The 23490-nt window shown below is 63.9% G+C and carries 20 protein-coding genes and 7 tRNA genes; 20 read left to right on the top strand and 7 right to left on the bottom strand.

Annotated features, from left to right (window positions below; genetic code table 11):
- Positions 1-37: 37 nt before the first annotated feature.
- The 5 genes from fghA to AC6H0N_RS10920 form a co-directional block, all read right to left on the bottom strand.
- Positions 38-886 (bottom strand): S-formylglutathione hydrolase, encoded by an 849-nt coding sequence (gene fghA / locus AC6H0N_RS10940; protein ID WP_497574139.1) that lies wholly within the window; start codon positions 884-886, stop codon positions 38-40.
- 8 nt (positions 887-894) lie between these two features.
- On the bottom strand, positions 895-2007 hold the full coding sequence (locus AC6H0N_RS10935; RefSeq protein ID WP_497574138.1) for an S-(hydroxymethyl)glutathione dehydrogenase/class III alcohol dehydrogenase: 1113 nt from the start codon (positions 2005-2007) through the stop codon (positions 895-897).
- Positions 2008-2072: 65 nt separating this feature from the next.
- Positions 2073-3566, bottom strand: coding sequence for a CoA-acylating methylmalonate-semialdehyde dehydrogenase (locus AC6H0N_RS10930; protein ID WP_497574137.1), 1494 nt, complete (start codon positions 3564-3566; stop codon positions 2073-2075).
- Positions 3567-3611: 45 nt separating this feature from the next.
- Positions 3612-4688 (bottom strand): AI-2E family transporter, encoded by a 1077-nt coding sequence (locus AC6H0N_RS10925; protein WP_497574136.1) that lies wholly within the window; start codon positions 4686-4688, stop codon positions 3612-3614.
- Positions 4689-4744: 56 nt separating this feature from the next.
- A complete protein-coding gene (locus AC6H0N_RS10920; RefSeq protein WP_497574135.1) occupies positions 4745-5548 on the bottom strand; it encodes an outer membrane protein assembly factor BamD in 804 nt (267 codons plus the stop codon).
- Here AC6H0N_RS10920 and rluD point away from each other — a divergent pair.
- Positions 5535-6530: a 23S rRNA pseudouridine(1911/1915/1917) synthase RluD gene (gene rluD / locus AC6H0N_RS10915; protein WP_497574595.1), complete on the top strand. Its 996-nt coding sequence runs from the start codon at positions 5535-5537 to the stop codon at positions 6528-6530. The genes AC6H0N_RS10920 and rluD overlap by 14 nt on opposite strands.
- Before the next feature lie 2 nt (positions 6531-6532).
- The gene (gene pgeF, locus AC6H0N_RS10910; protein ID WP_497574594.1) at positions 6533-7282 is read left to right on the top strand and encodes a peptidoglycan editing factor PgeF; all 750 of its coding nucleotides are present in this window, start codon (positions 6533-6535) and stop codon (positions 7280-7282) included.
- Here pgeF and AC6H0N_RS10905 read toward each other — a convergent pair.
- Complete coding sequence (locus AC6H0N_RS10905) at positions 7276-7500, bottom strand: hypothetical protein (protein WP_497574134.1); 225 nt, start codon at positions 7498-7500, stop codon at positions 7276-7278. The two genes, pgeF and AC6H0N_RS10905, sit on opposite strands and share 7 nt — an antisense overlap.
- Positions 7501-7554: 54 nt before the next feature.
- On the opposite strand from AC6H0N_RS10905, the gene AC6H0N_RS10900 reads away from it, so the two are divergent.
- The 15 genes from AC6H0N_RS10900 (at position 7555) to AC6H0N_RS10830 (ending at position 18282) form a co-directional block, all read left to right on the top strand.
- Positions 7555-9249 (top strand): PHA/PHB synthase family protein, encoded by a 1695-nt coding sequence (locus AC6H0N_RS10900; RefSeq protein WP_497574133.1) that lies wholly within the window; start codon positions 7555-7557, stop codon positions 9247-9249.
- 58 nt (positions 9250-9307) lie between these two features.
- Positions 9308-10048 carry an acetoacetyl-CoA reductase gene (phbB, locus tag AC6H0N_RS10895; protein WP_497574132.1) on the top strand — a complete coding sequence of 247 codons (741 nt, stop codon included), beginning with the start codon at positions 9308-9310 and terminating at the stop codon, positions 10046-10048.
- 172 nt (positions 10049-10220) lie between these two features.
- The gene (locus AC6H0N_RS10890; protein ID WP_497574131.1) at positions 10221-10961 is read left to right on the top strand and encodes a beta-ketoacyl-ACP reductase; all 741 of its coding nucleotides are present in this window, start codon (positions 10221-10223) and stop codon (positions 10959-10961) included.
- 121 nt (positions 10962-11082) lie between these two features.
- Positions 11083-11661: a polyhydroxyalkanoate synthesis repressor PhaR gene (gene phaR / locus AC6H0N_RS10885; RefSeq protein WP_497574130.1), complete on the top strand. Its 579-nt coding sequence runs from the start codon at positions 11083-11085 to the stop codon at positions 11659-11661.
- Between the two features lie 39 nt (positions 11662-11700).
- Positions 11701-13029 (top strand): 30S ribosomal protein S12 methylthiotransferase RimO, encoded by a 1329-nt coding sequence (gene rimO, locus AC6H0N_RS10880; protein ID WP_497574129.1) that lies wholly within the window; start codon positions 11701-11703, stop codon positions 13027-13029.
- 18 nt (positions 13030-13047) lie between these two features.
- On the top strand, positions 13048-13971 hold the full coding sequence (gene rssA, locus AC6H0N_RS10875; RefSeq protein WP_497574128.1) for a patatin-like phospholipase RssA: 924 nt from the start codon (positions 13048-13050) through the stop codon (positions 13969-13971).
- A gap of 4 nt (positions 13972-13975) precedes the next feature.
- Entirely contained in the window at positions 13976-15388 is a 1413-nt protein-coding gene (locus AC6H0N_RS10870; RefSeq protein WP_497574127.1) for an FAD-binding oxidoreductase, read from the top strand.
- 69 nt (positions 15389-15457) lie between these two features.
- Positions 15458-15533: transfer RNA gene (locus tag AC6H0N_RS10865), tRNA-Ala, on the top strand.
- Positions 15534-15545: 12 nt separating this feature from the next.
- Positions 15546-15621: transfer RNA gene (locus AC6H0N_RS10860), tRNA-Glu, on the top strand.
- Between the two features lie 71 nt (positions 15622-15692).
- A tRNA-Asp gene (locus AC6H0N_RS10855) sits at positions 15693-15769 on the top strand.
- An 86-nt stretch (positions 15770-15855) separates the two neighbouring features.
- Positions 15856-15931: transfer RNA gene (locus AC6H0N_RS10850), tRNA-Ala, on the top strand.
- Between the two features lie 11 nt (positions 15932-15942).
- A tRNA-Glu gene (locus AC6H0N_RS10845) sits at positions 15943-16018 on the top strand.
- A 69-nt stretch (positions 16019-16087) separates the two neighbouring features.
- Positions 16088-16164 (top strand) — tRNA-Asp (locus tag AC6H0N_RS10840).
- 92 nt (positions 16165-16256) lie between these two features.
- A tRNA-Arg gene (locus tag AC6H0N_RS10835) sits at positions 16257-16331 on the top strand.
- 43 nt (positions 16332-16374) lie between these two features.
- A complete protein-coding gene (locus tag AC6H0N_RS10830; protein WP_497574126.1) occupies positions 16375-18282 on the top strand; it encodes an ATP-binding cassette domain-containing protein in 1908 nt (635 codons plus the stop codon).
- Positions 18283-18288: 6 nt separating this feature from the next.
- On the opposite strand, the gene AC6H0N_RS10825 is transcribed toward AC6H0N_RS10830, so the two are convergent.
- Entirely contained in the window at positions 18289-19152 is an 864-nt protein-coding gene (locus AC6H0N_RS10825) for an HDOD domain-containing protein (RefSeq protein ID WP_497574125.1), read from the bottom strand.
- A gap of 136 nt (positions 19153-19288) precedes the next feature.
- Here AC6H0N_RS10825 and AC6H0N_RS10820 point away from each other — a divergent pair, with 136 nt between their 5' ends.
- From AC6H0N_RS10820 to AC6H0N_RS10810, 3 genes are read left to right on the top strand one after another with little or no spacing between them, the layout of a single operon-like run.
- Positions 19289-20287, top strand: coding sequence for an acrylyl-CoA reductase family protein (locus AC6H0N_RS10820; protein WP_497574593.1), 999 nt, complete (start codon positions 19289-19291; stop codon positions 20285-20287).
- A 10-nt stretch (positions 20288-20297) separates the two neighbouring features.
- Positions 20298-21470, top strand: coding sequence for a GGDEF domain-containing response regulator (locus tag AC6H0N_RS10815; RefSeq protein ID WP_497574124.1), 1173 nt, complete (start codon positions 20298-20300; stop codon positions 21468-21470).
- The gene (locus tag AC6H0N_RS10810; protein WP_497574123.1) at positions 21467-23434 is read left to right on the top strand and encodes a propionate--CoA ligase; all 1968 of its coding nucleotides are present in this window, start codon (positions 21467-21469) and stop codon (positions 23432-23434) included. Before AC6H0N_RS10815 ends, AC6H0N_RS10810 begins: the two co-directional genes overlap by 4 nt.
- Positions 23435-23490: the final 56 nt, after the last annotated feature.

Here is a 23490-nt window from a genome sequence, read left to right as displayed (position 1 = left end):
TCAAGCCGCCGCCGCGCTTCTGGCGGCGGCTTTTCAGTCAGCTACGCAGGGCCGCTGCGTGATGCAGCAGATGTTCGCCGATGAAGCTGGCGATGAAGTAATAGCTGTGGTCGTAGCCGTCCTGCAGGCGCAGGGTCAGCGGGTGGCCGGCACGTTCGCAGGCCTGTTGCAGCAATTCCGGCTTGAGCTGGTCATGCAGGAACGGGTCGGCCGCGCCCTGATCCACGAGCAAGGGCAGACGCTCGGTGGCATCAGCGATGAGTTCGCAGGTATCCCAGGCTTTCCAGGCCTCGCGGTCCGGGCCAAGGTAACCGTTGAGGGCCTTCTCGCCCCATGGCACCCCAGCGGGATGAACGATGGGCGCGAAGGCCGACACCGCGAGGTAACGCCCCGGATTTTTCAGCGCGCACACCAGCGCCCCGTGGCCGCCCATCGAATGCCCGGCAATCGAGCGGCGGTCGTTCACCGGGAAGCTGGCCTCAACCAGCGCCGGCAGTTCGCTCACCACATAGTCGTACATGCGGTAGTGGCGATCGAACGGGGCTTGCGTGGCGTTGACGTAGAAGCCCGCGCCAAGACCGAAATCCCAGCCACCGGCCGGGTCGTCCGGCACGCCATCGCCGCGCGGGCTGGTGTCGGGGCAGACAATGGCAATGCCCAGTTCTGAGGCGACGCGCTGTGCGCCGGCCTTCTGCATGAAGTTCTCGTCGGTGCAGGTCAGGCCGGACAGCCAATACATCACCGGCACCGGCCCGGCTTCGGCCTGTGGCGGCAGATAGATCGCGAACACCATGTCGCAACCCAGTGTCGTGGAATGGTGGCGGATGCGCTTATGCCAGCCACCAAAGCTCTTGTTGGTGCCGACGGTTTCGAGTTGTGCGCTCATTGTCGTTATCAGAAGTGGATCACCGTGCGGATGCTCTTGCCCTCGTGCATCAGCTCAAAGGCGTGGTTGATGTCATCCAGCCCCATGGTGTGCGTGATGAAGGTGTCGAGCGGGATTTCGCCCTTCTGGGCCTGTTCGACGTAGCGCGGCAGTTCGGTGCGTCCGCGCACGCCGCCAAAGGCCGAGCCGCGCCACACGCGCCCGGTGACCAGCTGGAAGGGGCGGGTGGAGATTTCCTGCCCGGCGCCGGCCACGCCGATGATTACCGATTCGCCCCAGCCCTTGTGCGCGCATTCCAGCGCAGCGCGCATGAGTTGCACGTTGCCGACGCACTCGAAGGAGTAGTCCACGCCGCCGTCGGTGAGGTCGACGATGACCTGCTGGATCGGCTTGTCGTAGTCCTTGGGGTTCACGCAGTCGGTCGCGCCGAGCTGGCGGGCAATCTCGAATTTTTCGGGGTTGATGTCGATGGCGATGATGCGCGAGGCTTTGGCCATGGCCGCGCCGATGATTGCGGCCAGCCCGATACCGCCCAGTCCGAACACCGCTACGGTGGCCCCGGCTTCGACCTTGGCGGTGTTGAGCACCGCGCCGATGCCGGTGGTGACGCCGCAGCCGAGCAGGCACACCTTCTCCAGCGGCGCTTCCTTATTGATCTTGGCCAGCGCGATCTCGGGCAGCACGGTGTATTCCGAGAAGGTCGAGGTGCCCATGTAGTGGTAGATGGGCTTGCCGTCCTTCGAGAAGCGCGTCGTGCCGTCCGGCATCAGGCCCTTGCCCTGCGTCGAGCGGATGGCCTGACACAGGTTGGTCTTGCCCGAGGTGCAGAACTTGCAGCTGCGGCATTCCGGCGTGTACAGCGGAATGACGTGGTCGCCGACCTCCACCGAAGTCACGCCGGCGCCGACGGCCTCGACAATGCCGCCGCCTTCATGGCCCAGCACGGCTGGGAAGATGCCCTCGGGGTCATCGCCCGACAGCGTGAAAGCGTCGGTGTGGCACACGCCACTGGCGACGATGCGCACCAATACCTCGCCGGCTTGCGGCGGGGCGACGTCGATTTCGGTAATTTCCAGCGGTTGGCCGGGGCCCCAGGCGACTGCGGCACGGGATTTGATCATTGTTTGTTCTCCTGAAAGCGAAACGGGCGGCGCGGACGCCGCCCACCGTCTGAAACCTTACCGCGTCAGCCGTTGCTGGGGAAGGCGAACTGCGCCTTCTCGACGCCTCGCACCGCCCAGCGCTGGGTCATGGTCTTGCGGCGGGTGTAGAAGCGTACCGAGTCGGGGCCGTAAGCGTACAGGTCGCCGAACAGCGAGCGCTTCCAGCCGCCAAAGCTCTGGCACGCCACCGGCACCGGTAGCGGCACGTTGACGCCGACCATGCCGACCTGCACGGCATCGGTGAAATGGCGCGCGACGGCGCCGTCGCGCGTGAACACGCAGGTGCCGTTGCCGAATTCGTGCGCGTCGATCAGCGCAATGGCTTCGGCCAGGTTCTGCACGCGCACGATGGCCAGCACCGGGCCGAAGATCTCCTCCTGATAGACGCGCATGTGCGGCTTGACCTGATCGAACAGCGTGCCGCCGAGGAAGAAGCCGTCTGCATGGCCAGCCACCTTCAGCTTGCGCCCGTCGACGACCATGCTGACACCTTCCTCCGCGCCGAGGTCGATGTAGGCGCGCACCTTGTCGCGGTGCGCGCCGGTGACCAACGGGCCCATATCCAGCCCGCGTTCGACCCCGTTTCCGATGCGCAGTCCTTCGACCTTGGGCTTGAGGCGCTTGACCAGTTCGTCGCCCACCGCGTCGCCCACCGCGACGACCACCGAGATGGCCATGCAACGCTCGCCGCAGGAGCCGTAGGCTGCGCCCATGATGGCGTTCACGGCGTTGTCCAGATCGGCGTCGGGCATCACGACGGCGTGGTTCTTGGCGCCGCCGAGCGCCTGCACGCGCTTTCCGTGGGCGGTGCCGGTGCTGTAGATGTATTCGGCGACCGGCGTGGAGCCGACAAAGCTCACGGCCTTCACGCGCACATCGGTGAGCAGGATGTCGACCGCTTCCTTGTCGCCATTGACGACGTTGAACACGCCCGGCGGCAGCCCTGCCTCGGTCAGCAGTTCGGCGAGGATGCGCGCAGTGCTGGGCACCTTCTCGGACGGCTTGAGGATGAAGGTGTTGCCGCAGGCCAGCGCCATCGGGAACATCCACATCGGCACCATGGCCGGGAAGTTGAACGGCGTGATGCCAGCCACCACGCCCAACGGCGGGAACTCGGACCACGAGTCGATATCCGGACCGACGTCGCGCGAATGTTCGCCCTTGAGGAATTCCGGCGCGCCGCAGGCGTATTCCACCACCTCGATGCCGCGCGACAGCTCGCCGTGGGCATCCTCCCATACCTTGCCGTGCTCATTGACGATGGCCGCAACCACGCGGTCGGCGTTCTTCTCGAGCAGTTCCTTGTACTTGAACAGGATGCGCGCGCGCTTGAGTGGCTGCGTGGCACGCCAGGCAGGGAAGGCGTCGTGCGCCGCGGCAATAGCGCGTTCCACGGTGCCGCGCGAGGCCAGCTCGACGTTACGGGCGACCTGGCCAGAGGCCGGATTGTGCACGGCCGCTTGCCGGTCTGGGGCGCTGAAGGGCTTGCCGTTAATGTAGTGGTCGAGCGTTTCCATCCTCAGTCCTTGCGTCAGGGTTGCGGGGATGACCGGCTGTCCGCGTCATGTGCCGGGCGTTGCTTGCCCCGGCTCCGGCGGTGTCGGCCATGCCCTCAATACTGCCGCGATCAGGGTGGCCAGCGGTATTGCGAAAAATACGCCCCATAGCCCCCAGATGCCGCCGAAGACAAGTACCGCAGCGATGATCGCCACCGGATGCAGATTGACCACCTCCGAGAACAGCAGCGGCACCAGCACGTTGCCGTCGAGGAACTGGATGACGCCGTATGCACCGAGCACGTACCAGAAATGCGGCGCCAGCCCGAATTCAAAGTAAGCCACGACGGCTACCGGGGCCGTGACGACGGCCGCACCGACGTAGGGCACGATCACGGACAGGCCCACCAGCAGGGAGAGCAGCATGGCGTAGGGCAGGTCGAGCAGGGCGAAGACCACGTAGGTGACGCCCCACACGATCAGGATCTCGATGAACTTGCCGCGCACATAGCTGCCGATGCCGGTCTCGACGTCGGCCCACACGTGGTTGACCAGACTGCGCTCGCTCGGCAGGAACAGCAGGAACCACGCGACGATGCGCTCCTTGTCCTTGAGCATGAAGAACACCAGCAGCGGCACCAGGACGAGATAGACCAGGAACGTGATGAAGTGCACCGCAGAGGTCAGTGACAGCACGACGATGCGCTGGCCGAAGGCGGTGATGTTGTTGCGGATCGAGGCCAGCAGATCGAATACCTGCTGGTCGGAGAAAATCTGCGGATAACGCTCGGGCAGGTGCAGCGCGACATCCTGCAGCTGCGAAGCAATGGCCGGGAGCTCGCGTGCCAACTGGCCGACCTGGCCAGCCAGCAGCGGAATCAGCAGCAGCATGGTGGCGACGAACAGGCTCAAAAACAGGCAGAAAACCAGCACGACGGCGATCGAGCGTCGTGCGCCGTGACGCACCAGCACGCGCACTACGCCTTCAAGCAGGTAAGCGAGGATGACACTGGCAATGAGCGGTGCCAGCAGGTGCCCGGCGAACAGCGCAATGCCCACGCCAATGAGCAACACCAGCGCGAGGACGACAACCTGCGGGTCCGAGAAGTGGCGGTTGAACCAGGTCTGGAGATACTGAAACACAAGCGGGCCTCCGTTCGGCGGGCGTTGTGGCTGCCCTGTCGATCAGCCGCGCCGGCTCACCAGAGCTGCCACCACGGGCGATTCTCTTCAGGCCCGCCGTGGAAATACGTGCTGTCGGGGAAGCTTGCCTTGATGACGCGCGCCGTGTCGTCGCGCAGGTCGGTCAAGCCCATCGAGTCGTAGCTCTGCATCATGATGAACAGGGCTTCTTCGATGGCCGGTGCGTCGGGATAGCCCCTGACTGCGGCCTGAGCGCGGTTCACAGCGGCGACATAGGCGCCTCGACGCTGGTAATAGCGGGCGACGTGCACCTCGTGCTGCGCCAGTGCGTTGACCAGATAGCGCATGCGCTGAATGGCGTCCGGCGTGTAGCGGCTTTCGGGGAAGCGTGTGATCAGCTCGTTGAAAGTATCGAAGGCTTCCTGGGCGCCCTTGGGGTCGCGCTCGGACAGATCCTGGTTCGAGATGAAGCCGAGCAGCCCCAGGTTTTCGTTGAAGTTCACCAAACCCTTCAGGTAGAAGGCGTAATCAACGTTCGGGTGGTTCGGGTGCAGGCGAATGAAGCGGTCGGCTGCGGCCAGCGCCATCTCGCGTTCGTTGGTCTTGTAGTAGGCGTAGGCGACCTCGATCTGGGCCTGTTGCGCAAAGCGCCCGAAGGGATAGCGGGCCTCGAGCTTCTCGAGCAGCTCGATGGCGCGATCGTAGCCACCTTCGGTCATCGCGGAGCGCGCCTCGGCGTGAATGCGCTGAGCACTCCAGCCAACCGTCTCGTCAACCTGTTCGGGCAGCATGCCGCAGCCGGCTGCCAGCACTACCGAGATAACGGCTAAACTGCGCAACACCTTCATAAGTCCCGCCATTGTTGATTGCACCCGCGTGAAAAGGTCCGTCGATTATAGCTCAGAGGTTGCGGCGGATTCGTGCCGCGAACTGGAGATTCCTGCCTCCTGTGCAGGATTGCGGCTGGACCGCGCACTTGCGCAACTCTACCCCGAGCATTCCCGCACCCGCCTGCAAGCCTGGCTGAGGGACGGGCACGTGCTGCTTGATGGTGGCGCGCGTGATGCCAAGCACAAGGTCTGGGGTGGTGAACGCCTGTCCATTGCCGAGCCCGAGCCGCAGGCTGTGCTGGCCGAGCAGCCCGAGGACATCGCGCTGGACGTGGTGTTCGAAGACGATCAACTCATCGTGCTGAACAAGTCGGCCGGACTGGTTGTGCATCCGGGCAGCGGCAACTGGAGCGGCACTTTGCTCAACGCGCTGCTGCATCACGCGCCCTCGCTCGAGAACGTGCCGCGCGCCGGCATCGTGCATCGGCTCGACAAGGAAACCAGCGGTCTGATGGTGGTGGCGAAAACGCTCACCGCGCAGACCGATCTTGTGCGTCAGCTGCAGGCCCGCAGTGTCAGTCGGCACTATCTCGCATTGGTGCACGGGACGGTGTTGCGCGCGGGCAGCATCGACGCGCCGATCGGCCGGCATCCGCAGCAACGCACCAAGATGGCAGTGGTCGACGGCGGGCGCGAGGCGCGTACGCACTACACCATCCGTCAGCGCTTTTCCGCCGCGACGCTCGTCGAGTGCCGACTCGAGACCGGGCGTACGCATCAGATCCGTGTCCATATGGCGAGCATCGGCCACACCTTGGTGGGTGATCCCGTCTATGGCCGCCGCAAGTGCGGTCAGGCGCTGCTCGACGCATTTTCGCGGCAGGCCTTGCACGCCTATCGTCTTGGCTTGCTGCACCCGCACAGTCACGAGCCGATGCAGTGGGAAGCGCCGCTGCCGCAGGATTTCGCTCAGCTGCTGGAGCAGTTGTCGATGCAGGAGTCGCTCGCATGAGCATGCCGGCCGAATGGATCGTTCCTGATTGGCCGGCTCCTCGGGGCGTGCAGGCGCTCGTCACCACACGCTGCGGCGGCGTCAGCAGTGCTCCCTACGCCGGCCTCAATCTGGCTACTCATGTTGATGACGCAAGCGCGTCGGTGGAGTGCAATCGACGCCTGCTTGCCGCGCATTTGCCAGGTAATCCGGTGTGGCTCGAGCAGGTGCATGGCACGGATGTCGTGCGTGCCGACGCAGCGGAGCCCGGCGCAACGGCCGATGCGGCCTTTACGCGCCGGCCCGGTGTGGTGTGCGCGGTGCTGACGGCCGATTGCCTGCCGGTGTTGTTTTGCGACCGCGAAGCTCAGGTTGTCGCGGCTGCGCATGCCGGCTGGCGCGGCTTGCTGGGCGGAGTGCTCGAACGTACGGTGACTGCAATGGATATGCCGCCCGATCGGCTGATGGCCTGGCTCGGGCCGGCCATCGGACCGTCTGCCTTTGAGGTCGGCAGTGAAGTGCGTGATGCTTTCGTGGAACACGATGCGGCCGCGACCGCGGCATTCGTGCCGGGGCAGGGTGCGGGTAAGTGGATGGCGGATATCTATGCGCTGGCGCGCCTGCGGCTGGCGGCTGCCGGAGTCGGGCAGGTGTTCGGCGGGGAGCTGTGCACGGTGTCCGATCGCGCGCGCTTCTATTCCTATCGGCGCGACGGCGTCACCGGCCGTTTTGCGTCGATGGTGTGGCTTGATCCGGCGACCGGGCGTTATTGATCGCTGTCGGTTTCGACGCCGTCGCGCGAGTGGGTGGCTTCTTCGGCTTCATGGCGCGCCTTGGCGCGGCGTCGCGCCGGCGTGCCGAAGATCCACAGAAACAGGGCAAGGGGGCCGAGGCCGCCGAAGATGAAGGTCAGCACGCCGCCGACCGGATTCGGGTGGACGACCGAGACCATCAGGACGACGTACATCCAGCCGATGGCGATGAGGTACATGGGGCGACATTGTAGTCCCGAAGCCGCAGCCTTGCGGATCGGACGGAGAGCGAAATGAGTGATCGCGACAACACGCAGCTGGCAGCCCTGTTCGGTGAAATGAGCCGGGCTGCGCTGGCGATGATGCAGGGCCTGCGCGATTCGCCGGAGGGCGCTGCGTCCGCCGCCGCGGAGATGACAGCGCTGCAGAGCGAGCATGCCGGCCGTCACGCCGCCTTGTGGCAAAGCATGCTCGGGCGCAAACCGGGTGACACGAGCGAGCCCGTGATTCGCCCGCCGGCGGGCGACCGCCGGTTCGCGGCGGCGCAGTGGTCGGAGAGCCCGTTCCACGACTATCTTCGACAGGCCTACCTGCTCAACGCCGAGTACGCCATGCGTGCGGCCGATGCGCTGCCGATGGCCGATGCCCGCAGCAAGGGGCGCTTGCTCTACATGACGCGGCAGGTGGTGGAGGCGATGGCGCCGTCGAACTTCGCGGCGACCAATCCCGAGTTCATTCAGACCGCGCTCGACACCAACGGCGAGAGCATCACACGCGGCATCGCCAACCTGCTGGGCGACCTGCACAAAGGCCGCATCTCGATGACCGACGAGAGTGCCTTCGCGGTCGGGCGCAATCTGGCCGTCACGCCAGGCACGGTGATCCACGAGAACGGCCTGATGCAGCTGATCCAGTACGTGCCGGCCACCGCCAAAGTGGCCTCGCGCCCCTTGCTGATCGTGCCGCCGTGCATCAACAAGTACTACATCCTCGACCTGTCGCCCGAGAGCTCGTTCGTGCGTTTTGTCGTGGAGCAGGGCTTCACCGTGTTCATGATCTCGTGGAAGAGCGCCGGCCCGGAGCAGGCCCAGTTGGGCTGGGACGACTACGTGGAGTCCGGGGTGCTTGAAGCGCTGGATGTCGTGCGCGACGTTGCCCGCGTGGAGGACCCCAACGTGCTGGGCTTTTGCATCGGTGGCACCCTGCTGGCGAGCGCGCTTGCAGTCGCTGCGCAGCACGGGCGCGGTGCGGTAGCTTCAGTCACGCTGATGACGACGCTGCTTGATTTCGCCGAAGCCGGTGAGCTGGGCTGCCTGGTTGACGAAGCCTCGCTCACTCAGCGCGAACAGGCCATCGGGGCAGGCGGGGTGATGCGCGGTGGCGAACTGGCGGGCGTGTTCGCGTCGCTGCGCGCCAACGACCTGATCTGGTCCTATGTGGTCGGTAATTACCTCAAGGGCGCAACGCCGCCGGCCTTCGATCTGCTGTACTGGAACGCCGACAGCACCAACCTGCCGGGTCCGTTCGCGACGTGGTATCTGCGCAACATGTACCTCGACAACGCACTGCGCGAGCCGGGACGCCTGCGTATCCTCAGTACAAGTGTGGACCTGGGTCTGATCAAGTCGCCGGCTTACTTGCTGGCAACCGCCGAGGATCACATCGTGCCGTGGCGCGGGGCTTACGCTTCGCGCAGCGTGCTCGGTGGCGACACGACTTTCGTGCTGGGCGCCAGCGGCCATATTGCCGGCGCCATCAATCCGGCCGCGCGCAACCGGCGCAGTTATCGCGTTGGCGCCCACGTCGGCGATGACGCGCAGGCCTGGCTGGACGCCAGCGTCGAGCAGCCCGGCAGTTGGTGGCTACACTGGATCGAGTGGTTGCGTGATTTCGGCGGGCCGTCTGTGACGGCGCGGAAAAAGCCCGGAAACGCCCGATTCCGGCCCGTTGAGGCGGCGCCGGGACGTTATGTGAAAGAGCGGGCCTGAAGAGCGGTTCGCGCAAGTGCCGGCCGTGTCCGACGTCCGGCTCTAAAGGAGGAGCAAAATGACACGAGTAGCTCTTGTAACCGGCGGTATGGGTGGTCTGGGCGAGGCGATCTGCATCAAGCTCGCGGCGCTTGGCTATCGCGTGGTGACGACGTATTCGCCGGCCAACACCAAGGCTGAGGAATGGCTCAAAAGCATGCAGAACATGGGCTACGGCTTTCGCGGCTTCGAGTGCGACGTGTCCGACTACGATTCGTGTCAGACCTGCGTGGAAGAAGTCACCAAGGGCGTCGGTCCGGTAGACGTGCTGATCAACAATGCCGGCATCACCCGCGACATGACCTTCCGCAAGATGGGGCGGGCGGATTGGGATGCGGTGATCCGCACCAACCTCGACAGCGTGTTCAACATGACCAAGCATGTCATCGAGGGCATGGTCGAGCGACGCTGGGGCCGCATCATCAACGTCTCCTCGGTCAATGGTCAGAAGGGCGCCTTCGGCCAGACCAACTATTCAGCCGCGAAGGCCGGCGTGCATGGCTTCACCAAGGCGCTGGCGCTGGAAGTGGCGCGCTCGAGCGTGACCGTGAATACCATTTCTCCGGGCTACATCGGCACCAAGATGGTGACCTCCATCCCGCAGGAAATCCTCGATTCGAAAATCCTCCCGCAGATTCCGCTGGGCCGTCTCGGCAAGCCCGAGGAAATCGCCGGTCTGGTGGCCTATCTGGCGTCGGAAGAGGCTGCGTTCGTGACCGGGGCCAACATTTCGATCAACGGCGGTCAGCACATGTTCTGAGCCGTGATGGCGGGCGCTGCGGCTGCGTTCGTAGGCCCGCCAAAAGTTTTTGCAGTGCAGCGCAGAAACTTTCTGTGGTTATAATCCTCTGCATGTTGTGGATGATGCGACGCCGCATTTTTGGCTGACGGTCATCTTTCGAACGTGTTTATCACTACGCAGGGGGTTCGTCATGGCAACGAGAATTGCGCTGGTTACCGGCGCCATGGGTGGTCTCGGTACGGCAATCTGTCAGGCGCTGGCGCATGACGGCTTTACGGTGGTTGCCAACTGCCTGCCCGGTTATGAGCAGAAGGACGCCTGGTTGGCCGAGCAGGCTGCGCTGGGCTTCAAGTTCGCCGCGGCCGAGGGCGACGTTTCGGACTACGACTCGTGCGCTGCGATGGTTGCCAACATCGAATCCGAAGTCGGGGCCATCGACGTGCTCGTGAATAACGCCGGCATCACCCGCGACAAGTTTTTCCCGAAGATGGAAAAGCCGATGTGGGACGCGGTGATCAATACCAACCTGAACAGCCTCTTCAATGTCACCCATCACATTTCGGCCAAAATGGCCGAGCGTGGCTGGGGGCGCATCATCAACATCTCGTCGGTGAACGGCGTCAAGGGGCAGGCCGGGCAGACCAACTATTCGACTGCCAAGGCCGGCGTGCTGGGCTTCACCAAGGCGCTGGCCTCGGAGCTGGCCACCAAGGGTGTCACCGTAAATGCGATTGCGCCGGGCTACGTCGCCACCGAAATGGTGATGGCGATCCGCGACGACATCCGTCAGGCCATCACCGATTCCGTGCCGATGAAGCGTCTCGGCAAGCCCGAGGAGATCGGTGCCCTGTGTGCCTATCTGGCGTCCGATCTGGCCGGATACATGACAGGCGCCACGCTGAATATAAACGGTGGTTTGCACATGTCCTGAGCGCCCGTTCAGGCGTTGGCACGCACACCAAACCCCGCGGCAACGCGGGGTTTTTCGTTCGGCGCGCTATAATCGCCGGCAATCGTCAGAAATTCCGCCAACGCCGAGGAGAGCAGCGAGCATGGCCGACAAGATGCGACTCATCAAGAAGTACCCCAACCGCCGTCTGTATGACACTCGCACGAGTTCCTACATCACATTGGCCGACGTAAAGCAGCTGGTGCTGGAGCGCGAGGAGTTCCAGGTGGTCGATGCCAAGTCGGCCGAAGATCTGACGCGCGCGATCCTGCTGCAGATCATTCTCGAAGAAGAGGCCGGTGGTTCGCCGATGTTCACCAGCGATCTGCTGTCGCAGATGATCCGCTTCTATGGCAATGCCACCCAGGGCGTGATGGGCAAGTACCTCGAGAACAACATCAAGGCCTTCACCGACATGCAGGCCAAGTTGCAGGATCAGGCGCGCTCGATGTACGGCGACAACAGCGCGATCAGCCAGGACATGTGGGCGCAGTTCATGAACTTTCAGGGGCCGGCGCTCAACAGCGTGATGGGCGCCTACCTCGATCAGAGCAAGAAGATGTTCGAGCAGATGCAACAGCAGATCGAGAGCCAGACCCGCAACATGTTTACTGGCTTCCCGTTCCCCAACTACACCCAGCCTGCGTCCGGTGACGACGACAAGTCTGGCGACAAGAAATGATGCCGGCTGCATCGAGCAGCCGATAAGAGTAGCGATCAAATGACCCGAATCATTCAACGGGACGTGCCGCGTGTCGGTTTCGTCTCCCTCGGCTGTCCGAAAGCGACCGTCGATTCCGAAAACATCCTGACGCGGCTGCGCGCCGAGGGCTATGAGCTTTCGGCTAGCTACGAAGACGCCGATGTCGTCGTGGTGAATACCTGCGGTTTCATCGATGCCGCGGTCGAGGAATCGCTCGACGCGATCGGCGAGGCGCTTGCCGAGAACGGCAAGGTCATCGTCACCGGTTGTCTCGGTGCCAAGGAAGGCGTGGTGCAGACGGCGCATCCGCAGGTGCTTGCAGTCACCGGCCCGCACGCCACGGAAGAGGTGATGCAGGCTATCCACACGCATCTGCCCAAGCCGCACGATCCGTTCATTGATCTGGTGCCGCCGCAAGGCGTGCGTCTGACGCCGAACCATTACGCCTATCTGAAGATTTCCGAAGGCTGTAACCATCGTTGCAGCTTCTGCATCATTCCGTCGATGCGCGGTGATCTGGTCAGCCGTCCGATCCACGATGTCATGAAGGAAGCCGAGGCGCTGGTCGATGCCGGCGTGAAGGAAATCCTCGTGGTGTCCCAAGACACCAGCGCCTATGGCGTGGACGTGCGCTACCGCACCGGTTTCTGGAACGGCCGCCCGCTCAAGACGCGGCTGCTGGAACTGGCCAACGCGTTGGGCGATCTGGGCGTGTGGATACGCATGCACTACGTGTATCCGTATCCCAGCGTCGACGACCTGATTCCGCTGATGGCCGAGGGCAAGATCCTGCCGTATCTGGATATCCCGTTCCAGCACGCCAGCCCGCGCATCCTCAAGGCCATGCGTCGCCCAGCCAGTTCCGAAAACGTGCTCAACCGCATCCGCAAGTGGCGCGAGATCTGTCCGGATCTGACGATCCGTTCGACCTTCATCACCGGCTTCCCCGGCGAGACCGAAGCGGATTTCCAGGAGCTGCTGCAGTTTCTCGCCGAAGCCGAACTGGATCGCGTTGGCGCCTTCTCGTATTCGCCGGTCGAAGGTGCTACGGCCAACGAGCTGGCCGACCCGGTGCCGGAAGAGCTGCGCGACGAGCGCCGCATGCGTCTGATGGCCTTCCAGGAAGACATCTCGACGCAGCGTCTGGAGCGCTGGATCGACCGTGAAATCGATGTGCTGGTGGACGACATCGACGAGGAGGGCGCCATCGCACGCTCCTGTGCGGATGCGCCGGAGATTGACGGCACCGTCATCATTCCTGACGGCGAGCACCTCGAAATCGGCGAATTTGCCCGCGTGCGCATCACCGACTGCGATGTGCACGACCTCTACGCCAAGCCTGTCTGACGGAGTCTTCTGCCGCCCATGTATGAGTCCTCGCTGACCGCCCGCCAGGATGGACGCCCGATCATCGGGCTGGCGCTCGGCAGCGGCGCGGCGCGGGGGTGGGCACACATCGGTGTGCTTGCTGAGCTGGAGAAAGAAGGCATCCGCCCGGACGTGGTGTGTGGCTGCTCAATCGGCGCGCTGGTAGGCGCCGCCTATGTTTCCGGCAAGCTGTCGGAGCTTGGCGAATGGGTGTCCGCGCTCAACTGGCACGACGTGGTCGGCATGCTCGATCTGAGCTTCCGCGGCGGCCTGATTCGCGGCGAGAAGGTGCTGCAGCATTGCGCACAGCACTTCTTCGTGGACGACTTCGCTGCCGTCGATCGTCCTTTTGCATGTGTCGCCACCGAGCTTGCCTCGGGGCGTGAGGTGTGGCTGCGCGACGGCAAATTGGCCGACGCGGTACGCGCCTCCATCGCCCTGCCGGGGCTGTTCTCACCCGTCGAACGCAACCATCGCGTGTTGGTCGATGGCGGGCTGGTCAATCCAGTGCCCGTATCGCTGTGTCGTGCGCTGGGCGCGGAAATCGTGATTGCGGTCGAGCTCGGCTCCGGCCTGGTCGGGCGAGCCCATGGCAAGGCGCTGGCCAAGGTCATTGCGCCTGCAGAGGAAAGTCTCGCCGGCAAGCTGCTGGGTAGACTGCGTCGCGGCACCGCCAACGTGGACGATGTGCTTGAGGGCATGCCGTCTCTTGCCGACGTCGTGGCTTCGAGCATCAACATCATGCAGATGCGCATTGCACGCAGTCGCCTGGCAGGCGAGCCGGCCGATGTGCTGATTTCCCCGCGCGTGGCCCAACTCGACATGATGGAATTTCACCGTGCAAGCGAAGCCATTGCCGAAGGGCGTGAAGCTGTCGTGCGCGTGCGCGAGCCGCTGATGCATGCACTGGGAAGGAGCTGATCGCGTGAGTCACGACAAACTGATCCTGCGCCTTGCCGACATCGTCGGCGTCGAGCATGTGCTGACTGAAACTTTGGCCAAGCAGCCCTGGCTCAGCGACTGGCGCGGGCGTTACACCGGTGAAGCGTTGGCGGTCGCGTTTCCGCAAGCTACGAGTGAGGTCGCTGAGGTTGTGCGCGCCTGTGTTGAGGCCGGGGTGGCCATCGTTCCGCAGGGGGGCAACACCGGCTTGTGCGGTGGGGCTACGCCGCTGCGCAACGGACACTCGGTGGTCGTCAATCTGTCGCGCATGAAGCGGGTGAGAGCAGTGGACGCTGCCAACAATGCTCTGATTGTCGAGGCCGGCTGCACGCTTGCCAGCGTGCAGTCGATCGCCGAGCAGCATGACCGTCTGTTTCCGCTGTCGCTCGCCTCTGAGGGCAGCTGCGAAATTGGTGGCAATCTGTCGACCAATGCCGGCGGTGTGCAGGTGCTGCGCTACGGCAACACGCGCGAACTCGTGCTTGGCGTCGAGGTGGTGCTGCCGGACGGGCGTGTGTGGGACGGTTTGCGCGCACTGCGCAAGGACAACACCGGCTATGACCTGAAGCAGCTGTTCATCGGCGCTGAAGGTACCTTGGGGATTGTCACGGCGGTGGCGCTGAAGCTGTTCCCGCGACCGCGTGCGCGCGCCACGGCCTGGGTCGATGTGCCCGACCCCGCGGCGGCGGTCGCCTTGCTGCGGGCGGTGCAGTCGCGTTGCGGTGACCGCGTGACCGCCTTCGAGATCGTCGGCCGTGAGGCGCTGCAGCTCGTTCTCAAGCACATTCCCGACGTGCGTTCGCCCTTTCCCGAAGTGGGCGAGTGGGCCGTGCTGATCGAACTGTCGGACATGATCTCGTCCGACGGCTTGAACGAGTTGCTCGAAGGCGCATTGGCCGAGGCCTTTGAGGCTGGCCTGGTGCGCGACGCCGTGATCGCGCATAGCAGCCCTCAAGCTCAGGCGCTATGGGCTTTGCGCGAGAACATTTCCGAGGCGCAGCGCATCGAGGGCGTCAGCATCAAGCACGACATCGCCGTGCCGGTAAGCCGCGTTGCGGAGTTTCTGGAGCGGGCGGGGCAGTCACTGATCGCACGTTGGCCGGATGCACGCATTGTTGCTTTCGGCCATATCGGCGACGGTAATCTGCACTACAACCTGTCCAAGGCGGATGTGCTGGAGAACCCCGATTTCATTGCGCGTACGCCTGAAATCAACCGCGTTGTTCATGACCTAGTCGATGCGCTGGGCGGGTCGATTTCGGCCGAGCACGGCCTGGGGCAGCTCAAGCGCGATGAGATCACGCTGTATCGCAGTGAAGTCGAGCTGGAAATGATGCGCGCCATCAAGCGCACTTTCGACCCTCAGGGGCTGATGAATCCAGGCAAGGTGGTGTGATCGCAATTCGTCAGAAACAAGCTTTACACCCTGCAGGTCGGCCCCTATAATGCGCGCTCTTTCGCCGTCGGGGGTATAGCTCAGCTGGGAGAGCGCTTGCATGGCATGCAAGAGGTCAGCGGTTCGATCCCGCTTACCTCCACCATAGAAAGACTAGGTCCCCATCGTCTAGAGGCCTAGGACACTACCCTTTCACGGTAGGTACCGGGGTTCGAATCCCCGTGGGGACGCCAGACAAGGCGACACGCAATGCGCGGGTCGCACAAGCCGGCAAAGCGCTTGCCGGTGAGCAGTTCAAAAGCGCGGAGTGGTAGTTCAGTTGGTTAGAATACCGGCCTGTCACGCCGGGGGTCGCGGGTTCGAGTCCCGTCCACTCCGCCAACGTTTTGCCTGTATCGCGTGATTGCCTTTAGCGCGCGGTGCTTGCGGGAGGTAGCCTCTCTCGCTATAATCGCGGGCTTCGGTTCGGGGGTATAGCTCAGCTGGGAGAGCGCTTGCATGGCATGCAAGAGGTCAGCGGTTCGATCCCGCTTACCTCCACCAACCGAAATGCTGTCCCCATCGTCTAGAGGCCTAGGACACTACCCTTTCACGGTAGGTACCGGGGTTCGAATCCCCGTGGGGACGCCAACACAGCGATGCGCATTGGCGGGTCGCACAAGTCGGCAAAGCGCTTGCCGGCAACTAGTTCGAAAGCGCGGAGTGGTAGTTCAGTTGGTTAGAATACCGGCCTGTCACGCCGGGGGTCGCGGGTTCGAGTCCCGTCCACTCCGCCAACCGTTTCAAGGAGCCGATCGGCTCCTTTTTTCGTTTACCGGCCTGCTGCCCGGTTTGGTATTACGTCGCCCGACCGCTAGAATGCCCGCCTCTCCCCGTGGTTCAATGGATAGAACGAGCGCCTCCTAAGCGCTAGATCTGGGTTCGATTCCCGGCGGGGAGACCACCTCGGTGCTCATGCACCCCATCTCTTTAGAAGTCCCCCATTCATGCCGCTGCTGACTCTCGAAAACGCCTGCCTTGCCTTCGGTCACGTCGATCTGCTTGACCGCGCTACGTTCCAGCTCGACATGGGCGAACGCGTGGCGCTGATTGGCCGCAACGGCACCGGAAAGTCGAGTTTGCTACGGGCGGTTGCCGGGCAGGCCACGCTGGACGACGGCTTGCTGTGGCGTGAGCCTGGCTTACGGGTGGCCTATGTTCCGCAGGAGCCCGAATTCAGCCTCGATCAGGACGTCTTCGCCGCCGTGGCTGAGGGCCTGGGCGAGATCGCCCGCACGCTGGTGGCCTATCACGATCTGATGCAGAACCTGGGCAATGCGCCAGACGATGCGGCCATGGAGCGTCTTGAGGTCCTGCAGCATGAGATCGAGGCCGCGAACGGCTGGCGGCTCAATCAGCGTGTTGAAGAGGTGCTGCTGCGTGTCGGTCTCGATGGCGCGGCCCGGGCAGATGCGCTCTCCGGTGGCGGCATCAAGCGCGTGGCGCTGGCGCGTGCGCTGGTGTCCGAGCCAGAACTGCTGTTGCTGGATGAGCCGACCAACCACCTGGATCTGGACGGCATTCTCTGGCTCGAAAATCTGATCCGCGATTTTCGCGGGGCAGTCGTCGTGATTACCCACGATCGGGTCTTCCTGGACAGCGTCGCGACGCGCATCGTCGAACTCGACCGCGGACGGCTGACGAGTTACCCCGGCCGCTTCGCCGAGTACCTGCTGCGCAAGGAAGAAGAGCTCGAAACCGAAGCCAAGGCCAACGCCCGTTTCGACAAGATGCTGGCGCAGGAAGAGGTCTGGATTCGCAAGGGCGTCGAGGCGCGGCGTACCCGCAACGAGGGGCGTGTGCGCCGCCTCGAAGCGCTGCGCGGTGAGCGTTCGGCGCGGCGGGACCGGCTCGGCAACGTCAAGCTGGCGGTCGATCAGGGCGAGCGCAGCGGCCAGATGGTGGCCGAACTGCACGACGTGACCAAGGCCTTCGGCGACAAGGTGGTGGTGCGCGATTTCTCGACGCGTATCCTGCGCGGCGACCGCATCGGCCTGATCGGCCCGAACGGCGCGGGCAAGACGACTCTGCTCAAGCTGATTCTCGGAGGCCTGGAGCCGGATGCCGGCGAAGTGCGCCGTGGCACGCGGCAGACCGTGGCTTACTTTGACCAGATGCGTGAGCAGCTAGACCCCGATCTGCCGCTGACCGAGGTGATCAGCCCGGGCTCGGACTTCATCGAGATCGGCAACGAGAAGAAGCACGTCATCGGCTATCTGGGCGACTTCCTGTTCGCGCCGCAGCGGGCGCGCTCACCGGTCAAGTCGCTGTCCGGTGGCGAGCGCAATCGCCTGCTGTTGGCGCGCTTGTTTGCGCGGCCGGCCAACGTGCTGGTGCTTGACGAGCCGACCAACGACCTCGACATCGAAACCCTGGATCTGCTGGAAGATCTGCTGGCCAACTATGACGGAACGCTGTTCCTGGTCAGCCACGACCGGGCCTTTCTCGACAACGTGGTTACCCAGGTCATTGCCTACGAGGGCGATGGACGCTGGGGCGAGTATGCAGGCGGCTATGCAGACTGGATGCGGGTGAAGTCGGCAGGTAGAGCTGATGCCGCTCCGGCCAAAACGGGGCGCGGTGAGCCGGCCGTCGAAGCGGCCAAGCCGCAAGAGCCCAAGCGTGCAGTCAAATTGTCGTTCAACGACAAGCGTGAGCTTGAGACATTGCCGCAGCGCATTTCCGCTCTGGAGTCCGAGCAGGCCGCGCTGCATGCCCGGCTGGCCGACCCTGCCTTGTACCAGGGCGCGCCGGAAGAGGTGACAAGTGTGAAAGCTCGCCTGGATGTACTGGAAGTCGAGCTGGAGGAGGCGATGAGCCGCTGGGTGGATCTCGAGTCGCGCGCGGGCGGCTGACCCGTTTCAGCTCTCGTCGGCCGCGTTCCACTGTTCGATCACTTCGATCGGCACTTCCAGCCTTTCGAGCAATTGATTGCGCCCGACCGGCAGCAGATGCAGCAGGTCGTTGAAGATCTCGTGCAGCACCGGGCTCTGCCAGCCTTCCTGCGCGAAGTGTCGGGCGAAATCGATGGCCAGCGCGACATTGCGCACCCGCGGGTTGCTGCCGTTGGCTTCATCCATCAGCGTGACGAGCAGCGCGGGCAGATGCCAGGCGTGTGCCAGCCCGATCTGGATGTCGCGCTCGGTGCACCCTAATACCGCGTGCTCGGCAACGATGGTGCGCGTGCCGGGATGTTGCTTGTGATAGTCGCGGATCTGTTCGGCCAGCACTGGCGCAAATACCCAAAGCAATACTTCGCAGGCCGGCCGGAGCAAGGTGGCCAGTGCGACTTCGTCTACGTCGATGTCGTGACGCAGGATCGCCCAGTCGCGGGCCAGATGCGCGGCCCGGCGCACCCAGCCGAATACGTGTAGCGCTTCGATCAGGGCTGCGGGGCGCTCGGCGAGCCGTTCCTCAACGGTCGGCAGCTCGCCGAAGGCCTCAAAGAACGGCCCGATTCCCATCATCATGATGGCGCGATCGAGCGTCGTGATGTCGTGGTTGCGCAGGCGGCCGCGATGGCGTTCCAGCCAGATGATGAGACGGATGGCGAACAGCGGGTCGCCGAGCACCACCCCGGCGAGATGGCGTGCGTTCACGGCGTCCTGATTCTCGCGCATGGCGTCTAACTGACGGGCAGTCTGCCGCAGTACGGGAAGCTCCTGTACGGCGAGGAAGTCCACGTAGGCCTGGGCGGAGCTCAGGGGTTTTTCGAGTATGCTCATTCGGACATGCCGCCTCGCTGGTATGCGGACGATTATGGACAGTCCGGCGACAAAACTGAAGCGGCGGATGCTCCGGGGCTTGTGGCTATAATCGTTTCCAGCCGTCGCTTTGGGCGGGAAGAAGGAGAACTTGCGGATGAGCGCAACATTCAGGGCTTATGTGATTTCCCAGGATGAAGATCGCAAAGTTTCGGGAAAGCTGACTTCACTTGGGCCGGAAGCGCTCGACCCGGGTGAGGTGACCATCCGCGTTAGCTATTCCGGAATCAATTACAAGGATGCCCTGGCCGCGACCGGTACCGGAAAGATCATCCGTCGCTTCCCCTGTGTGGGCGGCATCGACATGGCTGGCATCGTCGAGCACAGCAGCGATGATCGTTTCAAGGCGGGCGACCAAGTCATCGCGACGAGTTTCGATATCGGCGTGGCACATCATGGCGGTTTCGCAGAGCTGGCCCGCGTGCCGGCCGACTGGGTGGTCAAGCTGCCGGTCGGACTGGATCTGTTCGAATCGATGGCGCTGGGCACCGCCGGCTTTACAGCGGCATTGGCCGTAGTGCGCATGGAGGCCTCTGGTCTCGCGCCCGCCAATGGCCCGGTCCTGGTTACCGGCGCGACCGGAGGCGTTGGCGGGCTGGCCATCGACATGCTCGCTGGTCGCGGATACGAGGTGGCTGCGCTCACCGGCAAGGCCGACGAGGCGGAATATCTGAATGGCCTCGGCGCAAGCACCATCCGCCTGCGCGACGAGATCGACTTCGACAAGACGCGCCCGCTCGAAGCGGGTGAATGGGCCGGGGCAGTCGATAACGTAGGCGGCCAGGTCCTGCACTGGGTGCTGGCCACCATGAAGCTTGGCGGCCCGGTTGCCAGCATCGGCAATGCGGCGGACTTTCGCATCAACACGACGGTATTTCCCTTCATTCTGCGGGGCGTAAGTCTGCTCGGGATCGATTCGGCCAACGCCGGCTTCCCACTGCGTCAGCAGGTTTGGGATCGGCTCGCGGCGGATCTGAAGCCGCGGCATCTGCGCCGCGTGACGCGTGAGATCGGCCTCGACGAGTTGCCTGAAGCGTTTGACGATTTCATTGCCGGCAAGGTCAAGGGGCGCACCGTCGTGCGCATCGGTGCCTGACGGGGGGCGGATGAGCGAAACACTGGAAAACCTGCCCCGACTGTTGATCGTTGATGATTCGCGCATGGTGCGCGCGAGCATCATCAAACAGATCCGTGGCCGCTTCGAATGCCGCGAGGAATCCGACGGCGAATCAGCCTGGGAAACTTTGCTGATCGATTCGGGCATCGAGGTCGTGATCACCGACATCGGCATGCCGCGGCTCGACGGCTTCGGACTGATCGAACGCTTGCGTTCGTCCCGCATTCCGCGTCTTCAGAAGCTCCCGGTCATCGTCATTTCCGGCGATGAGGACGACCAGCCGCGCGAACGTGCTCGTCAGCTGGGCGCCAACGACTTCATCACCAAGGGCATCGGCACGGCGGAGCTGGTGGCTCGACTGGAATCGCTGAGCAAGCTCGGGCAGACCAGCCGGGAGCTTGAGGCGAGCCGAGAAGCGCTGGCCAATCAAAGCCCGGTTGACCCGACTTCGGGCCTCGCGACGCGTTCCTATCTGAACTGGCGCGGGAGTCAGGATCTGGCGCTGGCACGGCGCAACCATGGCGGCATCAGCGTGATGGTGGTCGAGATCGACGAGTTTGCCGCCCTGGAGGTGTCGCGCGGCGCCGAGATGGCGAACCTCATCGCACGCCGTCTGCGCGGCATCCTGGCGAACAAGGTGCGTCACGAGGACACCGTCAGCGAACTCGCGGCGGGCCGTTTTGCTGTGCTTGCGCCCTTGTCCGACATGGTGGCCAGTTGCGCCTTCGCGCTGCGCTTGCAGACGGCGATCGACAAGCTCGTGATGACCTATCGCGACGAGAAGATCCGCATCGGCGTGTCGGTCGGTGTGGCCAGCTCATACGTCGATGGCCTGATGTCGCTCGAAGAGATCATCGAGCTTGCCATCGAGCGTGTCGCACAGGCCCAGACGGCCGGTGGGCGTCGTGTCGTCGGCCGGAACGGGGAGGTTACTCGCGAGGTCGTCGAGGGCCTGTTGCGTAACGTGGTCAGCATCGATCAGGTACTCGGTCGGCTGCGCCTGGGCGACGAAGAAGGTCTGGCCGAGCGCGTGCCGGAGATCATCGCCACCCTCATGCCGCTGCTGGCGCGCATCGAGGCTCAGACAGGGGTGGGCATTCCGATCGGGCCGCTCGAGGCCTTGATGCACGGCCAGGAAGGCAAGAACAACAGCAGGGAGTGAATCCGGAGAGCGCCCAGTCCCCGCAGAGGGACGGGCGTTCGCGTCGAACTGTATGCGGGGGAGGAGACATGTCGGCATACAAGACATTCCATCGGCGATCCATCGAGGATCGGGATGCATTCTGGCGCGAGCAGTCGGAACTGATCGACTGGCAGACGCCCGCGCAGTCGGTCTGCGAGTATTCACGACCGCCGTTCGTGAGGTGGTTTGTGGGTGGCCACACCAACCTCTGTCACAACGCGGTTGATCGCCATGCCTTGGGGCGGCCGCGAGATGCCGCGCTGATCTTTGTTTCGACTGAAACCGGTTTCGAACGCACCTACAGCTACGCCGAGTTGCTGCGCGAGGTCGAGCGCATGGCGGCTATCTACCTTGATCTGGGTGTGAAGAAGGGCGATCGCGTGCTGCTCTACATGCCGATGATCCCCGAGGCCTGCTTTGCGATGCTGGCCTGCGCGCGCATTGGGGCGGTCCATTCGGTGGTGTTCGGCGGTTTCGCCCCGGCGTCGCTGGCCACGCGCATCGACGACGCAAAGCCGATGCTGCTGGTCAGCGCCGACGCCGGCATGCGCAACGGCAAGGCCGTGCCGTACAAGCACCTGCTCGACGAGGCCTGCAGGCTCGCTGAACACCCCCCAGCGCATGTGTTGATCGTCGATCGCGGCATCGACAAGGGCTTTCCGCTTACATCCGGACGCGACGTGGATTACGCCGAGATGCGGCGCAAGCATGTCGACGCGACGGTGCCGGTCACCTGGCTGGAGTCGAGCGAGCCGAGCTACATCCTGTACACCTCCGGGACCACGGGCAAGCCCAAGGGCGTGCAGCGCGACACGGGTGGCTATTGCGTGGCGCTGGCTGCGTCGATGAAGCACATCTTCACCGGTGGCGTCGGCGAGACCATGTTCGTGACCTCCGACATCGGCTGGGTGGTGGGACACAGCTACATCATCTACGCGCCACTGATCGCCGGCATGGCCACGCTGATGTACGAAGGCACGCCGCTGCGCCCCGATCCGGGGGTGTGGTGGCGGCTGGTCGAGAAGTACCGGGTCAACGTCATGTTCTCGGCGCCCACCGCGGTGCGCGTACTCAAGAAACAGGATCCGGCCTGGCTCAAGAAGTCTGACCTGTCGTCGCTCAAGCACCTGTTCCTCGCCGGCGAGCCCTTGGACGAGACCACCCACCGCTGGATCGCTGAAGAACTCGGGGTTCCGGTCATCGACAACTACTGGCAGACCGAGACGGGCTGGCCCATTCTGTCGGCGCTGCCGGGCGTCGAGAGGACGCCGATAAAGTACGGCTCGCCGAGCTTCCCGGTGTATGGCTACGACTTGCGACTGTTCCGCGAGGACGGCTCGGAATGCGGGCCGGACGAGAAGGGCGTTGTCGGCATCGTGCCACCGTTGCCGCCAGGTTGTTTGACGACCGTTTGGGGGCAGGACGAGCGCTTCGTGTCCACCTACTTCAGTCTGTTCCGCAAACCGCTGGTGTATTCGTCTTCGGACTGGGGTATTCGCGATCAGAACGGCTACTACACCATCCTGGGCCGCATGGACGACGTCATCAACGTCGCCGGCCATCGTCTTGGTACGCGCGAGATCGAGGAGGCGGTGCAGACCCACTCTGCCGTGGCCGAAGTGGCCGTTGTCGGCGTTGCGGACGAGATAAAGGGTCAGATGCCGATGGCCTTCGCCGTGCTCAAGGATTCGGCGGCCGCAGCTGACCCGGCAGTGGCCGAACGGCTGGAGAAGGAGGTGATGCGCAAGGTCGATGAGCACCTTGGCGCAATCGCTCGACCCGTACGCGTGTTCTTTGTTACGGGACTGCCCAAGACACGCTCCGGCAAGATGCTGCGACGAGCCATCCAGGCGCTGGCCGAAGGTCGAGATCCAGGCGATCTGACGACCATTGAGGACCCGTCCACGCTGCAACAGATCCGGGATCTACTCACGGGTCGCTGAGCCGGATCTGCAGTGCTTTGTATCGCAGCGTATCGACGGGCCCTGGCGATACACGG

The sequence above is a fragment of the Pseudazoarcus sp. NS34 genome, from assembly GCF_059703725.1.
Note: the sequence above shows the minus strand (reverse complement) of the source record. Positions and strands in the feature narration are given on the sequence as shown.

Excerpts from the sequence above, each read along its gene's own strand:
- pgeF (WP_497574594.1), top strand. The coding sequence starts at position 6,533 with ATGCCGGCCGAATGGATCGTTCCTGATTGGCCGGCTCCTCGGGGCGTG.
- rimO (WP_497574129.1), top strand. The coding sequence starts at position 11,701 with ATGACCCGAATCATTCAACGGGACGTGCCGCGTGTCGGTTTCGTCTCC.
- AC6H0N_RS10830 (WP_497574126.1), top strand. The coding sequence starts at position 16,375 with ATGCCGCTGCTGACTCTCGAAAACGCCTGCCTTGCCTTCGGTCACGTC.
- fghA (WP_497574139.1), bottom strand. The coding sequence starts at position 886 with ATGAGCGCACAACTCGAAACCGTCGGCACCAACAAGAGCTTTGGTGGC.
- AC6H0N_RS10890 (WP_497574131.1), top strand. The coding sequence starts at position 10,221 with ATGGCAACGAGAATTGCGCTGGTTACCGGCGCCATGGGTGGTCTCGGT.
- AC6H0N_RS10935 (WP_497574138.1), bottom strand. The coding sequence starts at position 2,007 with ATGATCAAATCCCGTGCCGCAGTCGCCTGGGGCCCCGGCCAACCGCTG.
- phaR (WP_497574130.1), top strand. The coding sequence starts at position 11,083 with ATGGCCGACAAGATGCGACTCATCAAGAAGTACCCCAACCGCCGTCTG.
- AC6H0N_RS10820 (WP_497574593.1), top strand. The coding sequence starts at position 19,289 with ATGAGCGCAACATTCAGGGCTTATGTGATTTCCCAGGATGAAGATCGC.
- AC6H0N_RS10905 (WP_497574134.1), bottom strand. The coding sequence starts at position 7,500 with ATGTACCTCATCGCCATCGGCTGGATGTACGTCGTCCTGATGGTCTCG.
- AC6H0N_RS10900 (WP_497574133.1), top strand. The coding sequence starts at position 7,555 with ATGAGTGATCGCGACAACACGCAGCTGGCAGCCCTGTTCGGTGAAATG.
- AC6H0N_RS10815 (WP_497574124.1), top strand. The coding sequence starts at position 20,298 with ATGAGCGAAACACTGGAAAACCTGCCCCGACTGTTGATCGTTGATGAT.
- phbB (WP_497574132.1), top strand. The coding sequence starts at position 9,308 with ATGACACGAGTAGCTCTTGTAACCGGCGGTATGGGTGGTCTGGGCGAG.
- rssA (WP_497574128.1), top strand. The coding sequence starts at position 13,048 with ATGTATGAGTCCTCGCTGACCGCCCGCCAGGATGGACGCCCGATCATC.
- AC6H0N_RS10930 (WP_497574137.1), bottom strand. The coding sequence starts at position 3,566 with ATGGAAACGCTCGACCACTACATTAACGGCAAGCCCTTCAGCGCCCCA.
- AC6H0N_RS10825 (WP_497574125.1), bottom strand. The coding sequence starts at position 19,152 with ATGAGCATACTCGAAAAACCCCTGAGCTCCGCCCAGGCCTACGTGGAC.
- AC6H0N_RS10920 (WP_497574135.1), bottom strand. The coding sequence starts at position 5,548 with ATGGCGGGACTTATGAAGGTGTTGCGCAGTTTAGCCGTTATCTCGGTA.